13 protein-coding genes are annotated in these 14862 nt (G+C 50.4%); 5 read left to right on the top strand and 8 right to left on the bottom strand.

Features of this window, described 5'->3' with window-relative positions; genetic code table 11:
* Positions 1–109: PepSY-like domain-containing protein (locus tag NW212_RS04870; protein ID WP_258337522.1), on the top strand; the 109-nt coding region annotated here is incomplete at its 5' end.
* A 100-nt stretch (positions 110–209) separates the two neighbouring features.
* Positions 210–1310 (top strand): TlpA disulfide reductase family protein, encoded by a 1101-nt coding sequence (locus NW212_RS04865; RefSeq protein WP_258337513.1) that lies wholly within the window; start codon positions 210–212, stop codon positions 1308–1310.
* 552 nt (positions 1311–1862) lie between these two features.
* Here the strand turns inward: NW212_RS04865 and NW212_RS04860 are convergent.
* The 7 genes from NW212_RS04860 to dnaN are packed head-to-tail and all read right to left on the bottom strand — an operon-like array spanning position 1863 to position 10113.
* Positions 1863–2813, bottom strand: coding sequence for a nitronate monooxygenase family protein (locus tag NW212_RS04860; RefSeq protein WP_258337512.1), 951 nt, complete (start codon positions 2811–2813; stop codon positions 1863–1865).
* Positions 2814–2821: 8 nt separating this feature from the next.
* The gene (locus tag NW212_RS04855; protein WP_258337511.1) at positions 2822–4519 is read right to left on the bottom strand and encodes a serine protease; all 1698 of its coding nucleotides are present in this window, start codon (positions 4517–4519) and stop codon (positions 2822–2824) included.
* A gap of 22 nt (positions 4520–4541) precedes the next feature.
* Positions 4542–5288: a 23S rRNA (guanosine(2251)-2'-O)-methyltransferase RlmB gene (gene rlmB / locus NW212_RS04850; RefSeq protein WP_258337521.1), complete on the bottom strand. Its 747-nt coding sequence runs from the start codon at positions 5286–5288 to the stop codon at positions 4542–4544.
* A gap of 10 nt (positions 5289–5298) precedes the next feature.
* On the bottom strand, positions 5299–6969 hold the full coding sequence (gene recN / locus NW212_RS04845) for a DNA repair protein RecN (protein WP_258337510.1): 1671 nt from the start codon (positions 6967–6969) through the stop codon (positions 5299–5301).
* Between the two features lie 7 nt (positions 6970–6976).
* Positions 6977–8179 (bottom strand): bifunctional phosphopantothenoylcysteine decarboxylase/phosphopantothenate--cysteine ligase CoaBC, encoded by a 1203-nt coding sequence (gene coaBC / locus NW212_RS04840; protein WP_258337509.1) that lies wholly within the window; start codon positions 8177–8179, stop codon positions 6977–6979.
* A gap of 13 nt (positions 8180–8192) precedes the next feature.
* The gene (locus NW212_RS04835) at positions 8193–8969 is read right to left on the bottom strand and encodes a 3'-5' exonuclease (protein WP_258337508.1); all 777 of its coding nucleotides are present in this window, start codon (positions 8967–8969) and stop codon (positions 8193–8195) included.
* Positions 8970–8988: 19 nt separating this feature from the next.
* Positions 8989–10113 carry a DNA polymerase III subunit beta gene (gene dnaN, locus NW212_RS04830; RefSeq protein WP_258337507.1) on the bottom strand — a complete coding sequence of 375 codons (1125 nt, stop codon included), beginning with the start codon at positions 10111–10113 and terminating at the stop codon, positions 8989–8991.
* 163 nt (positions 10114–10276) lie between these two features.
* Between dnaN and NW212_RS04825 the strand changes: the two genes are divergently transcribed.
* Positions 10277–10657: a DUF3127 domain-containing protein gene (locus NW212_RS04825; protein WP_258337506.1), complete on the top strand. Its 381-nt coding sequence runs from the start codon at positions 10277–10279 to the stop codon at positions 10655–10657.
* A 99-nt stretch (positions 10658–10756) separates the two neighbouring features.
* Here the strand turns inward: NW212_RS04825 and rho are convergent, their stop codons facing one another.
* Entirely contained in the window at positions 10757–12736 is a 1980-nt protein-coding gene (rho, locus tag NW212_RS04820; RefSeq protein ID WP_258337505.1) for a transcription termination factor Rho, read from the bottom strand.
* 313 nt (positions 12737–13049) lie between these two features.
* Here rho and NW212_RS04815 point away from each other — a divergent pair, with 313 nt between their 5' ends.
* Complete coding sequence (locus NW212_RS04815; RefSeq protein ID WP_258337504.1) at positions 13050–13427, top strand: RidA family protein; 378 nt, start codon at positions 13050–13052, stop codon at positions 13425–13427.
* A gap of 175 nt (positions 13428–13602) precedes the next feature.
* Entirely contained in the window at positions 13603–14808 is a 1206-nt protein-coding gene (locus tag NW212_RS04810) for a hypothetical protein (RefSeq protein WP_375337948.1), read from the top strand.
* Positions 14809–14862: the final 54 nt, after the last annotated feature.

Here is a 14862-nt window from a genome sequence, read left to right as displayed (position 1 = left end):
TCGGATCCTGTCTATCGAGCGTGACCGCAGCAACTATGAAGTGAAGCTCTCCAACCGCTGGGAAATCACTTTCGACAGCCAGATGCGCGTCATCGACATCGACGACTGACACGTCATTTGCCTGCTGTGGTGAATTATAATTAAAAAGACATGCTTTTTTGAATGAAACGATTATCTTTGCCTGCATAATTAAAAGCAAATAAAAATTCATGAAAAAAATGGTTTGGTTTGCCGCTGCAGGTGTCATGGCACTGGCGGCATGTCAGGAGAAGGCCGGATATACCATCAAGGGTACGGCAGAAGGTGCAAGCGACGGAGATATAGTCTATTTGCAGAACAGAACGGAAAACGGATTTGAAGCGCTCGATTCAACCGTGGTGAAGGGCGGTGCATTTGAATTTAAGGGAGTGCCCGATTCGGTTGTAGCCTTGCGTTATATTACCTATTCGAACGGAGACAGCCACATGGCCGCCATGATTTTTGTTGAACCGGGAACCGTTACGGTGAACATGAGCGCACAGGAGAGCCGCGTGTCCGGTACGGCCAACAATGATGTGATGCAGGGATTCATGGACGAGTATAAGCGGATTAATGATGAGATGGAAAGCATTTACAAGAAGGCAACCACTGATTCTACGCTGACCGCGGCACAGCAGGATTCGCTGATGAAAGTTCTCGACGGGAAAGAGGCAGAAGGTACCGGCCGGATCCTTCAGATGCTTTCGGAAAATGTAGACAAGGCTGCCGGTGCAGAACTTTTGGGTATGTTCGGCATGGGATTCGAGGTAGCCGACGTGCAGCCGCTGCTGGAGAAAGTGCCGGCACCATTGGCTTCAAATCCTTCGCTTGTGCGCCTGAAGGAATACGTTGATGTGCGTGTCAAGACTTCGGAGGGGCAGAAGTATACTGATTTCGCTCTTGATACGCCCGAAGGAAAACAGGTGAAGCTCTCCGACTATGTGGCGAAAAACAAGTATACGCTTGTTGACTTCTGGGCAAGCTGGTGCGGTCCGTGCCGCAGAGAGATGCCGAACGTTGTGGCTGCATATGCCAAATACAAGGCGAAAGGCTTTGAGGTGGTCGGCGTTTCGCTCGACAGCAATCTGGAAAGCTGGAAGAAGGGGATTGCCGATCTGAAGATTACCTGGCCTCAGATGTCGGATCTGAAAGGATGGAAAAACGAAGCTGCCGGTCTGTATGGCGTGCGCTCCATTCCTGCTACGGTGCTGATTGCTCAGGACGGGACCATCGTGGCCCGTGACTTGCGCGGAGAAGACATCGAAGCTAAGCTGGCTGAACTGCTGAAATAAGCTTGTTCCGGCTGCCGGAACGGATGGTGGGAAACATAGCGTCAATAAAAATAGGGGGTGCAGTCACCCCCTTATTTCATTTTCCGAAAAAGTTTTTTATCCGTCCCTTTTTGATTTTGTTTCCGGTCTGTTTCCCCGCTATCATCTTCGTAGAAACAGAAAAATATCCACGAAAACAATTCGCAAAATAAACCTGAGCAAAATTTAAACGACAGGCTCTTATTCCGCTTGAAAAGATGATGGGAAACATTAAAATTTTATCTCGTCACGTCAATGAAAATAAGAGGCTGTTTAAATTTTCTAACGAGGTAAAATTCTATCAGGTTCTTTTGCGTTTGTATCCGGTCTGTTTTCCCGGTTTTACTAGTCATGAAATCGGAAAAATATCCTTGAAAACAATTAAGAGGGGGTGCATTAAAATGGTAAGATGCACTCCCTTATTCTATTTCTTGCCGGTCCTGTGGTGGATAAATCAGCTTATGTTTGCGAAATCCTTCAACAGTGTCCGGGGTGACGGATAAGGCTGGTCCTGACACAGCCTTTGGCCGCTTGTCATTGTCGCCTTGCTGTCCTTATTCGGTTGAGCGCTTCCTCATATTCTTCGGCCAGCTCTTTCATCACTTCGTCAACAGTCTGCAGTTGCTTCAGCATCGAGGCAGCCTGCCCGATTTCAATCAGCCCTTCAAAGATGTCGCCTTCGAAGATGCCTTTTTTTGCCCGTCCTTTTCCAAGCAGGTCGCGCATTTCATCTGTTGAGGCTCCTCTTTTCTCGGCTTCCTCCACCTGTTTGTAGAAGTCGTTCTTTACGAGCCGGGTGGGCGAGAGCTGTTTCAGTGTCAGGATGGTATCTCCCTCATTCAGTTGCAGGCATCTGTCCTTGAATGAGAAGTGTGCGGAACTTTCCCGCGTGAGTGCGAACCGTGTGCCCATTTGTACGCCGTCTGCTCCCAGTATCTGCGCGGCCAGTATGCCTTCGCCGGTAACGATGCCTCCTGCAGCGATCAGAGGCACCGTGCATATTCGCTTTACGGCAGGTATCAGGCAGAAGGTGGTTGTTTCTTCCCTTCCGTTATGTCCTCCGGCTTCAAATCCTTCTGCCACGATGGCATCTACTCCTGCTTCTTCACATTTGGCAGCGAAGCGTGTTGACGAAACGACATGCGCCACTTTTATTCCTGCGCTGTGCAGCGTGTCGGTCCATTTTGCAGGATTGCCTGCCGAAGTGAAGACAATCTTCACGCCTTCACTGGCAATGATGTCCATGATTTTGTCGATTTCAGGATACATGAGCGGAACGTTTACTCCGAAAGGCTTGTCGGTTGCCGCCTTGCACTTGCGTATATGTTCCTGCAAGGTTTCAGGGTGCATGGAGCCGGCTCCTATCAGTCCCAGTCCGCCCGCGTTGCTCACGGCAGATGCCAGACGCCATCCGCTGCACCACACCATTCCGCCTTGAATGATGGGGCGCTTGATTCCGAAAAGGTGACAGATGCGGTTGTTCATGATAACGTTTATTTATATTTTTCGATAAGTCCTGAAGCCACGGTATCTCCCAGTTCTTTCGCTTTTTCCAGGTTGGCCATACCTTCCTTTTTCTTTTTCTGCTGGATTTGTGCATATCCCATCATCCGGTAGGCTGCCGCGTTCTTGGGGTTGAGTTCCGTAGCTCTCGTAAGAGCCTTTACGGCTTCTTCCGGCTGGTTTACACGCAGGTGCACACTTCCTTTCTCCACCCAGTAGCTTTCGTTTCCTGGTTCCATTTCGATAGCCTTGTTGATATCGTTGATGGCCTGCTGGTACATGCGGCACTGCATTTCAGCCTGTTCGCGGATGACGTAGAACTCTGCCGATACTTGTCCCATCATCGCATCCGAAAAAGCATTGTAGTCTTTTACGGCTTCGCGGAACTGTCCGTCCTCGGCTTTCATCCTTCCGCGTTCATAGAGATAAGGGGCAGCATCCTTGCCGTAAGGCATGATGAACCGTGCCACAGCACTGTCCATCAGCGCGATGGCTTCTTTCTTGCTGGCTCCTTCAATCAGTTCCTTCGTCTTTGCGGCCGAGTAGAAAGAAGCGGCAGAAGCCAGTGTGGAATGGTTGACGGCATCATAGCTGGCAAAAGCCTCCGGATATTTCTGCTGGGCAAAGAATATGTCGCCCTGAAGCTGGTAATACAGTCCCTGGTTGTCTTTGTCAAGTGCGGCGTTGATTTCCTCCAATGCGCGGTCAAGCGTCCAGTCGCCGTAAGGCTGTTTCCCGTTGAGCGAAATGACATAATTATAAATCTGCTTGGCGATGTTGTAATGTCCCTCTGCCTTGTCTTCAGATACTTCAAGCATCTTTTTCAGGTCTTCGTCTGCCAGTTTGAGATGCTCCTCGTCGCCTTTGCTGATATACAGTATGGCCCGTCTTGAATACCCTTCGTTGTTTTCCGGGTATTTTGTGATAAACTCGTTGAGCAGTTCCTGATATTCGTTGCCCTTCAGGCTTGATGAAGCCATATACAGGAAGACCAATGCTTGCGATTCGTCTTCCGGCAGTCCCTTTCGGATGCCGATCGACTTGAGCGAATAGTCGTTTATTGACAGCGCATTTATTTCCAGAGCTTTAGCATAGTTGATTCCGATGGCAAAGCTTGCGTCGCTCTTTTCGTCAACATTTTTCTGGATAAGTCCCAGCACCTGTCCTTCTCCGTTCATTACCGGGCAGCTTACGGTCTTGTCGCCCGTCTTCATGTTTAATGTGTAGTAAAAAGACTGCTTTCCGATGGTATCCACTTTGGTGACAGTGCCTGTTTGCGCCTTGATGTCCTTTTGTGTGGAGTAGGGAAGCAGGAAAACGGTCTGACCCATGCTGCCCGGTGCCGTTGCCGGTTCCAGGGGATAAATCTTCTTGTCCACTTCGGTCTGGAACTTCACCACATCATACATCTCGTCAGCTCCCAGGATATACGTGACAGGCAGTTCTTTTCCGTCGGCTGTTACGACCACGGCCCGTTCGGCTCCTTTGAACAGGCTGTAATCGGAAACAGCCGTTCCGTTTGCGTTGATGTAGAAACCGTTTCCGGTATTCAGTATTTTGTTGTCCTTGTCGTATGTGATGACTGAAAAGACAGCTTTCCGGGCTTTGTCGGCCCATTTGGGAAGTTCCTGAGCCATTCCGCTCTGAACGGCTATCCCGCAGGCCAGTAAAAGTATTGCTTTCTTCATATTGTTGTTCTCCATATTTGTATTATGCTTCAATATGCCGTTGCTTGACGGCTTCATAAATCAGGACTCCGGCAGCCACCGACACGTTCAGCGATTCGATTTTTCCATATAAAGGTATCTTGACCCATTCGTCGCAAAGAGCCAGATTGTCGTAGGAAACCCCCGTATCTTCCGCACCCATTATGATGCATACCGGGTTCTGGTAGTTTGCTTTCGTATAGTCGTAATCCCCTTTTTCCGTGGCGGCTATGATCTGGAATCCGCTTTCCTTCAGAAACTTGATCGTGCTTGTCAGGCTGTTCTCCCGGCATACCGGAAGCGTATGGAGTGCTCCGGCAGACGTTTTTATTGCATCCGCGTTGACACTTACGCTGTTTTTCGAAGGGATGATTACAGCGTCTACCCCTGCACATTCGCAGGTGCGGGCTATGGCACCGAAATTGCGGACATCCGTCACGCCGTCGAGCATCAGAAAAAACGGATTCTTTCCCTGTTCAAAAAGGAAAGGCACCAGATCTTCTGTCCGCTGGTAAACGATGGGCGAGATAAACGCAATCACTCCCTGGTGGTTCTTCCGTGTAATCCGGTTCAACCGTTCTACCGGAACTCGCTGTACGGGCACGGCCGTATTTTTTAATGCGGCGAACAGTTCCCGCGAAAGTTCGCTTTGAATATCCTTTTTGACCAGAATCTTGTCTATTTCCTTTCCGGCCTGTATCGCTTCGATGACAGCTCTGGCACCGAATATCATTTCGTTCTTTTCAATCATATCTTTCATTTCATTTGTTTTCAAATTCCAGCAAAGCGCGTGCATTCTGCACGGCTGCGTCTGTCAGAGTGGTTCCGCTCAGCATGTGGGCGATTTCCTGCACCCGTTCTTCGTCGGTTAGTTGCCGGATGTAGCTGTTTGTTCCGGTTTCCGTATCTTTTTTGTATACCTTATAATGCGCGTTTCCTCGTGCGGCGATCTGCGGAAGGTGAGTGATGCTGATGACCTGCCTGTTCTGCTTTCCCATATCCTGCATGATGAGCGCCATTTTCTCCGCTATTGATCCGGAAACTCCCGTATCAATTTCGTCGAAGATGATGGTCGGCAGCTTTACGGCTCCGGCTATCATGGCCTTGAGTGAAAGCATGACCCGGGCGATTTCTCCTCCCGAGGCGATGGATGCCACATTCTGCAGCGTGCCGTTCTTGTTGGCGGAAAACAGGAAAGTAACCGTGTCCATACCCTTGCTGTCGGGCTCTTTCCGCTGTTCGAGCTTTACGGCGAAACGCACGTTCGGCATTCCCAGCGGGATGAGCAGCGATTTCATCTGCTCTTCGATGTGCTTTGCCGAAGCAGTGCGAAGCGAAGTGAGCACCTTTGCCTGTTCGAGCACTTTGCTGTAAAGCTCTTCTTTTTTCCGGTTCAGTTCCGCGATCCTGTCGTCAAACGATGTGATGGCGTTGAGCTGGTTCTGATAGTCTTCCTGCACGGCAATCAGTTCTTCTACCGTTTTTGCATGATGCTTCTGCTGCAGTGAATAAATCAGGTTAAGCCGCTCGTTCACATAGTCCAGCCGCGAAGGATTGAACTCAATTTCTTCCTCAGCTCCTGAGATTTCATGCGAAAGATCCTTTAGTTCGATGTAGCAGGAATTCAGCCGTTCTGTCCATTCTTTTGCAGGAGCATACACTTCTGAAATGTTCTGTAAAGTCTGCATACATTCTTTGGCAAGCGGCAGCGTGCCTCCTTCCTCCCCGTCAATGAGCTGCTGGGCTTTGTAGAGTCCCGATTTGATGTCTTCGGCATGGCTCAGCGTATCCGCTTCCTGTTCCAGCGCCGTCTGTTCTCCTTCTTTCAGGTCTGCTTCGTTGAGCTGTTCCAGTTGGAAGCGGATATAGTCTTCGTCCTGCCGGCTTTTTTCTGCCTGCGTTATGAAATCGTCCAGTTCGCGGCACACCGTTCTGTATTCATTGTATACCTGCCGGTAGGCTGCCGTTTCTTTATCGTCCTGAGCCAGGATGTCCAGTATATTCAACTGAAAGCCCTCCTTGTTGAGCAGCAGGTTCTGGTGCTGGCTGTGTACGTCAATCAGTTTTTCTCCCAGCACCTTCATTTGTGCCAGTGAGGCGGGGGTGTCGTTGATGAATGCCCGGCTTTTTCCGTTGGCCGTCATTTCCCTGCGTATGATGCACTCTTCCGGATCAAACTCCAGGTCGTTTTCCTCGAAAAACGGTTTCAGCCCGTAGTTCGCGATATGGAATTTTGCTTCTACAACACATTTCGACGTGCCTTTCTTTATTGATTTCACATCGGCACGTTGTCCAAGCAGCAGTCCGATAGCACCGAGTATGATCGATTTTCCGGCTCCGGTTTCTCCGGTTATGACGGAAAAGCCGGGGCCAAAACCGATGTCGAGTCTGTCTATCAGCGCATAATTCTGTATGTATAAAGACTGTAGCATAATAATCTCAGATGAGCAGGCCGGCCAGCTTGTCGATTATATCTTCGGCAACTTCCTTCTTGTTCTTCAGCGGATAGGCAACAAGCCCCTGCCGGTCGATTATGGAAATTTTGTTGGTGTCCACGCGAAAGCCCGCCCCTTTGTCGTTCAGCGAGTTCAGTACGATGAAGTCAAAGTTCTTGCGGTCCAGCTTGTCCTTCGCGTGTTGTATCTCGTCATTGGTTTCGAGTGCGAATCCGACCAGTATCTGGCTGCTTCTCTTCTGTTTTCCCAAAGCGGCGGCAATGTCCCGGGTCGGTTTCAGACGGAGCATCAGGTCATCCTTTTCCCGTTTGATCTTGACTTCGGATGTTGTTTCGGGCGTAAAGTCTGCAACTGCGGCGCACAAGATTCCCGCATCGGCATTCGCATAAGCCTTTGCAGCTTCTTCGTACATCTGTGCGGCATTCTCCACATCTATCCGCCGTATATTCGGATGATGCGTTTGCAGACTCACGGGGCCGCTGACCAATGTCACTTCGGCTCCCCGTCCGGCACATGCTTCAGCCAGGGCGTATCCCATCTTTCCCGACGAGTAATTGCCGATGAAACGCACCGGATCGATCTTTTCATAAGTCGGTCCTGCGGTAATCAGGATTTTTTTGCCGGCAAGCTGTCCTTTCTCCGCAAAGAAACGCTCCAGCGTTTCAGTTATTTTTTCCGGTTCTTCCATCCGTCCCTTTCCTATAAGGTGGCTGGCCAGCTCTCCGGAAGCCGGTTCGATGATATGGTTTCCGTAAGAGCGGAGAATGTCAAGGTTGTGTCGGGTTGAAGGATGTGCGAACATATCCAGATCCATGGCCGGAGCGACGAAAACCGGCGCTTTCATCGACAGGTAGGTGGTGACCAGCATGTTATCGGCTATGCCGTGAGCCATCTTTCCTATCGTCGAAGCCGTGGCCGGAGCAATCAGCATGGCGTCAGCCCACAGTCCCAGATCCACATGGCTGTGCCACGTGCCGTCCCTCTGCGCGAAAAATTCGCTGATTACGGGTTTGCTGGTCAGTGCCGACAGCGTGATGGGAGTGATGAACTCCTTGCCGGCAGGCGTGATGACGATTTGCACCTCCGCTCCTTTCTTTATCAGCATCCGCGCAAGCACCGCCGCCTTGTATGCGGCGATGCTTCCCGTGATGCCCAATACTATTTTCTTTCCTCTCAGTGTATCCATTCGGTGGCAATATTTATTTTATCATTCCTGATTCGCGGAGGCGGATTTTTGTCAGCACGTTCTTCGTGTTCAGTGTAAAGTCGCCATTCATGATCCATCCGTAATATCCCATGTCGCGTTTCAATACTTCGGCAACGGACATGCCTTTGTATTTTCCGAAATTGAACACTTCCACTCCTTTGTCATCATAGATGATGCGTCCGGCAAAGTCGGCGTTGCGGGTGAAGCTGGAATATTCCGAAAGGAAGTTTACGTCATTCTGGAGTACGTCGGGATAGCGGTCGAGCTGCGCTTTCAGCACTTCGTATGTAGCTTTTGTGTCAGCTTCGGCGGTATGTGCGTCTTCCAGATTCTTTCCGCAGTAGAATTTGTAGGCAGCCGAAAGCGTGCGCTGTTCCAGCTTGTGATAAATGACCTGCACGTCGATGAATTTCCTTTTGGTCAGGTCGATGTCTATGCCTGCGCGGAGAAACTCTTCCACCAGCACCGGCACATCAAACCGGTTTGAGTTGAACCCGGCGATGTCGGCTCCTTCAATATCCTTGGCTATTTCCTTTGCTACCTGTTTGAATGTCGGGCAGTCGGCCACGTCCTCGTCATGAATGCCGTGGATGGCGGTTGAAGCTTCCGGAATGTGCATTTCGGGATTGATCCGCATGGATTTGGACACCTCATTGCCGTTAGGAAACACTTTCAGGTAGCAGATTTCTACAATACGGTCGGTATTTATGTTTGTGCCCGTCGTTTCCAGATCGAAAAAGACGAGCGGATTCTTCAGATTCAGTTTCATTGCTTGGATAGGTTATAGTCTAGTCGTTCAACATCATGGGCATCAGCAGCATGAGCAAGTCTTCGTTTTCGTTCTGTTCTTCCGGAACGATGACTCCGGCTCTTGACGGGTCGGCAAGTTCCATGATTACGTTCTGCGAGGAAATGTTGTTCAGAATGTCAATCAGGAATGACGATTTGAACCCGATGCTCATTTGCGCTCCGTCGTAAAGGCAGGTTACGGTTTCTTCAGCCGCCGTGGAGAAGTCGATGTCCTGTGCGGATATCTTGAGCGCGTTCATCGAAAGGCTCAGTTTGACCAGGCTGACCGACTGTGAGGAAAACACGGCAACGCGCTTCAGTGCTCCGAGCAGTGTCAGGCGGTCTATTGTGGCGCAATTCGGGTTGCGCTGCGGAATAACCGAATTATAGTTCGGATAGCGTCCTTCAATCAGGCGGCAAGTCATCTGGTAGTCTTCCAGCGTGAACGAAGCGTTCCGGTCGTTGAACTCGATGCGCACATCTCCGTCTTCTCTCGGAAGCAGGTTCTTGAGCAGAGTAGCCGGCTTTTTGGGCAGGATGAACGATGTGTTCGCATCCCCGTGTGCCAGGGAAGTCTTGTTGCGCACCAGCTTCTGTCCGTCGGTTGCAACCAGCGTGATGTCGGCGGCTGTGATGTCAAAGTATACGCCGTTCATCACCGGCCTCAGCTCGTCGTCGCCTGTTGCGAACGTGCAGCGGTTCACGCCGTTCAGAAGGACTGTCGAGTTTATCGTAACCTGTGTGGCATTATCTCCCAGCACAGGCGTTTGCGGGTATTCGTCGGCATCTTGCCCCACCAGTGAATATTTTCCGTTCTGATAATATACGGTTATTTCAAGGTTGTCGAGATTTATGTCAAATGTGAGCGGCTGTTCGGGTATTTCCTTCAGGGCATCGAGCAATGTCTTCGAAGATACGGCAAAGCAGCCTTCTCCCTCGTACTGGTCCGTTTCGATCGACGTTGACAAGACTGTATCGTTGTCAGATGCCGTCATCGACAGTGTTCCGTCAGTAAGCTTGATCAGGAAACAGTCTAGGATAGGGAGTGAGTTCTTTGAATTGATAACTCGGCTTATAGCCTGCAGATGACCGAACATGGCGGTGCTTGATACGATAAAATTCATGGTAACTTCTATGTTTTGTCTTTAGTTGAAATTCTTTTTATTCATGTTGATACTGTCTGCCAAAGTTACGAAAAGATTGCGTATGGCACATAAAAAACTTCTGAAAAATTAGTATACTTCTTCAGAAAAGACTAATTTCGTTGCCGAATTTAAATGAAGAAATATGGAATTAGCAGGAAGAGTAATCGCCGTTCTTGAGCCTAGAGGCGGTGTTTCTAAAACGGGAAATCCGTGGAAAGTACAGGAGTATGTAATTGAAACTCATGACCAGTATCCGCGTCGCATGTGTTTTGACGTTTTCGGAGAGGACAAGATAAACCAGTTCAATATCCAGGTGGGTGAAGAACTGAACGTGTTTTTCGACGTTGATGCCCGTGAATGGCAGGGCCGCTGGTTCAACAGCATCCGCGCGTGGAGAGTTGACCGTGTGAATCCGATGCAGCAGGCTTCTGTGCCCGATCCGTCGTTCCCTCCCGTAAATGCGGCTCCGGTTCCGCCGGCAGACTTTGCTGCGACAGACGAGAAAGACGACCTTCCGTTCTGACGGCGGTTGGCGGATTCGGCTGAAACAAGAATGAGGGCGTGCTGTGGCAGGATTTCCTGACCGTGGCACGCCCTCATTCCTTTTTTCCGGACTCCGGCATCAAGAGTTCATGCTCATCAGGAACTCATCGTTGTCCTTTGTCTTTTCCATTTTATCTTTTACCAGCGTCATCGCTTCAATCGAATTCATGTCGGCGATGTACCGGCGCAGAATCCACATGCGGTCGAGCGTGGTCTTGTCAAGCAGCAGGTCGTCGCGGCGGGTGCTTGATGCCACCAGGTTGACTGCCGGGAAGATGCGCTTGTTGCTCAGTGTGCGGTCGAGCTGAAGCTCCATGTTTCCCGTTCCCTTGAATTCTTCGAAGATCACTTCGTCCATTTTCGATCCCGTGTCGATCAGCGCTGTGGCGATGATGGTCAGCGAGCCTCCGCCTTCGATGTTGCGCGCCGCTCCGAAGAAGCGTTTCGGCTTGTGCAGGGCGTTGGCGTCTACACCTCCGGACAGGACTTTTCCGGAAGCCGGAGATACGGTGTTGTATGCACGTGCCAGTCGGGTGATGGAGTCGAGGAAGATGACCACGTCATGTCCGCACTCTACCATTCTTTTTGCCTTCTCCAGTACGATGCCCGCAATCTTTACGTGGCGTTCGGCCGGTTCGTCGAAAGTAGACGCGATGACTTCCGCCTTGACGCTGCGGGCCATGTCTGTCACTTCCTCCGGACGTTCGTCAATCAGCAGCATAATCATGTATACTTCCGGATGGTTTGCTGCGATGGCATTGGCTATGTCCTTCATCAGGATTGTTTTACCGGTTTTCGGCTGTGCCACGATCAGTGCGCGCTGGCCTTTTCCGATGGGAGTGAACAAGTCTACGATGCGGACCGACAGGTTGTCGTTATAGCCCTTGCAGAGTTGGAACTTTTCTTCCGGGAAGAGCGGAGTCAGATGGTCGAACGGAATCCGGTCGCGTACGAGCGAAGGGTCGAGTCCGTTTATTTTTGACACTTTCACCAGCGGGAAATACTTTTCGCCTTCTTTCGGCGGGCGTATGGTTCCTTCTACCACATCGCCTGTCTTCAGGCCGAGCAGCTTGATCTGCGACTGGGAAACATAGATGTCATCGGGAGATGAAAGATAGTTATAGTCCGACGAGCGGAGGAATCCGTAGCCGTCAGGCATGATTTCAAGAACGCCCGTTCCTTTCAGTATGTCGTCAAAGTCGTATGGCTTTTCAACGGGGCGTGCAGGCTGCTGCACTGTCTGTGCGGATGCCTGGGCTTCCGGCATGTTTTGTCCGCCTTGTGTATTGTTATGGTTGTTGTTGTTCTGGCGCGTGCGGTTGTTCCGGTTGTTCTGGCGCTGCTGCTGGCGTTGAAACTTTTGTTTCTGTTCTTTCTGTATGGTCGGCGCCTCCACCTTTGTCGCTTCGAACTTTCCGAGCAGCTCTGTGGGTATTTCGAAATTTTCAGACGGGAGGTCTTCGATTGGAATAAAGTCTTCGGAGCTTTCCGTATTGAGCGGAGGCAGCTTCATGTTATCGTTTTCCGGCTGCGGTGCGGCGTCCTTTGCCTGTTCCTGCATTTCGGCTGGCGTCTCGGCCGGTTCCGCTTCTTTTTCTTTGGCTATTGTCGATTTATTTTTCGATCCCGGCTTTCTTCCTCTTTTTGCTTTCGGTTTTTCTTCCGCTTCCTTTTCCGTGCTTTCAGGCTTGGCTGCGGGTGCTTTCTCTGCTGTTGCGGCAGCCGGCTCTTCGTTTGCGGGCATGTCTTTGAAAAGAGGTGCCGGTGCCGGAAGTGCCGGCGGCGGAGTCGTTTCTACCCGCTGTGCCTTGTCTTTTGTTGCGGTATATACTTTGTTCCCTTCTTTTTTGACACTGATGCGCGAGCGTTTCCGCGGTTGTCCTTCTTTCTTTTCTTCTGCTGCTACCTTCTTTGTAGCTCCGACAATCGCCTGCTCGTCCAAGATCCGGTAAACCAGCTCTTCCTTGCGGAGTGATTCGGTTTTTGTCAGACCCAACTCTTTGGCAATCTGTTGCAACTCGGACAAGTCTTTGTCGTTTAATTGAATAATGTTATACATAAATAGTTAGAAATGATTTTTTGATGTGTTTGGTTATCGGCAGACATCATGAAATGCCTGCAACGGGATGCTCTTTCCGTTTTTCACACGTCACATAATTATAAAAATGATTGTTATTTTTTGGTTGATTGAAATTATAAGAGAGAATACGCACAAGTGTGTGTCCACAGTCTCGCTTATGCTTTTCTAAGGCAAAAGTAGCTATTTTTATTTTACCGACAAACAAAAGCTGATATTTTTTATCCGGATGGACCTCAGATTGGCGGAAAAACGCTAATTTAGCACATGAAAAAAGATTTAAAGTCAGAAATGTATGAAAAAAGTGATTTTTACGAAGAATGCTCCGGCGGCTATAGGCCCCTACAGCCAGGCTGTTGAAACGGATGGCATGGTGTTCCTTTCGGGACAGATACCGGTAAATCCGGCTACGGGAAATGTGGTTGACGGCGGGGTGAAGGAGCAGACCGCCCAGGTGTTCGAGAACATCAAGTCGGTGCTTGCGGAAGCGGGGCTGACGGTGGAAAACATTGTCAAGACAACGGTGTTTCTGAAAGACATGTCGCTGTTTGCGGACATGAACGAGGTTTATGCCGGATATTTCGACAAGGATTTTCCTGCGCGTTCGGCTGTGGCCGTAAAGTCCCTCCCGAAGGATGTGATGGTGGAAATCGAATGCATTGCCGTAAAGTGAAGCATTCCGGCGGCTTTTGCCGGGGGCGTCTGACGTCCTGATGCGGACGATGGAGATGGGGGTGTGCCGGAAGAGGGTCTGACATGCTGCCGCACGGATGCGGAGCCTGTCCTGTTGCGGCACGTCCCCGTTTTTTAACGTATTTCTGATTTACATGAATGACAAAATAAAAATGATGAAACTGAACCGGTTGTTCCCGCCTGACGAGAACAGATGGAAATTGGCTACCTATGCGCTGATCGTTCTGATTGTGCTTGGCTCTACCTTATATATATACAGATATGAGCCGTTTTCTTCAAGGATAGAAATTACGAATGAACTGGGAGGCAATATATTCCCCGTGACGATTCTTTCGACGGCTACTACTGACGCCAATCTGGTTGTCCCTGCCGACAGCAATTACCTCGGCACCCCCAAGTCGTGCATAGCGGTACGTGTAAAGAGCACGCATGCCAACAGCAAGCTCCGGGTGGAGGTGGCGGAAACGCCTTTCTTCTCCCGTTCGGTGTCGGAGTTCATTCTCCCGAAGGCAGACTGTGAGTATCTTGTCTTTCCGGATATTATCTGGGACTACAAGGCGTTGCTCGACAATGAGCAGGCCATGCCGGTAAGCGTGGCTGTCCAGGCGGAGCTGAACGGAAGGAAGCTCAGCGGCAATGTCCACACCTTTTCCATGCGCAGCATCAACGAATGTCTGCTGGGGTATATGGACAGCAGGATGAAGTTTCACGATACGGGCGACTTCTTTGCGGCCTACGTGAACGAGGACAATCCGAACATCAGCCAGATATTGCGCGAGGCTCTCGATTCGCGGATCGTGAACCGTTTCTGGGGATACCAGAGCAAAGATCCGAAGGTAGTGGACAAGCAGGTATACGCGCTTTGGTATGTGCTTCAGAAAAGAGGCTTCAAGTACAGCTCCATAAGCAATACCAGCCTGTCGTCGAATGTGGTGTTCACGCAGCGTGTGCGGACGTTCGACGATGCGTTCGAGTCGGCCCAGATCAATTGCGTGGACGGAAGCGCGCTTTTTGCCTCGCTGCTGAAAGCCGTCAACATCAACCCGATTTTGATCCGTGTGCCCGGGCACATGTTTGTGGGCTATTATACCGACCGCTCGCACACCAACATCCATTTTCTCGAAACGTCGATGATAGGCGATGTGAATCTGGACGACTTCTTCCCGGAGGAGAAGCTTGATTCCACAATGGCCGGAAAGTCGCAGGAAAGCATTTCGAGGCTGATGTTCGAAAAGTCGAAGGAGTATGCTACCCGCATCTACAACGAAAACCGCGAGCAGATTCATTCGGGAAAGGTGAACTATATGTTTCTTGAGATTGACAAGGCTACGCGCGCGCTCATCCAGCCTGTCGGAAAATGACAGGCGGTGGCTGGCAGATGTTCGGTCGGGGGGCAGAAGGGAGGAGCTGTGCAG

Source organism: Bacteroides sp. ET225, from assembly GCF_024733745.1.
In the GTDB taxonomy this organism is placed as follows: Bacteria; Bacteroidota; Bacteroidia; order Bacteroidales; family Bacteroidaceae; genus Phocaeicola; species Phocaeicola excrementipullorum.
The sequence above is the reverse complement of the archived record's forward strand: the minus strand, read 5'-3'. Positions and strand labels throughout refer to the sequence as shown.

Coding starts and splice junctions, on each gene's coding strand:
- NW212_RS04865 (WP_258337513.1), top strand. CDS start 210: ATGAAAAAAATGGTTTGGTTTGCCGCTGCAGGTGTCATGGCACTGGCG.
- NW212_RS04860 (WP_258337512.1), bottom strand. CDS start 2,813: ATGAACAACCGCATCTGTCACCTTTTCGGAATCAAGCGCCCCATCATT.
- NW212_RS04855 (WP_258337511.1), bottom strand. CDS start 4,519: ATGAAGAAAGCAATACTTTTACTGGCCTGCGGGATAGCCGTTCAGAGC.
- rlmB (WP_258337521.1), bottom strand. CDS start 5,288: ATGATTGAAAAGAACGAAATGATATTCGGTGCCAGAGCTGTCATCGAA.
- recN (WP_258337510.1), bottom strand. CDS start 6,969: ATGCTACAGTCTTTATACATACAGAATTATGCGCTGATAGACAGACTC.
- coaBC (WP_258337509.1), bottom strand. CDS start 8,179: ATGGATACACTGAGAGGAAAGAAAATAGTATTGGGCATCACGGGAAGC.
- NW212_RS04835 (WP_258337508.1), bottom strand. CDS start 8,969: ATGAAACTGAATCTGAAGAATCCGCTCGTCTTTTTCGATCTGGAAACG.
- dnaN (WP_258337507.1), bottom strand. CDS start 10,113: ATGAATTTTATCGTATCAAGCACCGCCATGTTCGGTCATCTGCAGGCT.
- NW212_RS04825 (WP_258337506.1), top strand. CDS start 10,277: ATGGAATTAGCAGGAAGAGTAATCGCCGTTCTTGAGCCTAGAGGCGGT.
- rho (WP_258337505.1), bottom strand. CDS start 12,736: ATGTATAACATTATTCAATTAAACGACAAAGACTTGTCCGAGTTGCAA.
- NW212_RS04815 (WP_258337504.1), top strand. CDS start 13,050: ATGAAAAAAGTGATTTTTACGAAGAATGCTCCGGCGGCTATAGGCCCC.
- NW212_RS04810 (WP_375337948.1), top strand. CDS start 13,603: ATGAAACTGAACCGGTTGTTCCCGCCTGACGAGAACAGATGGAAATTG.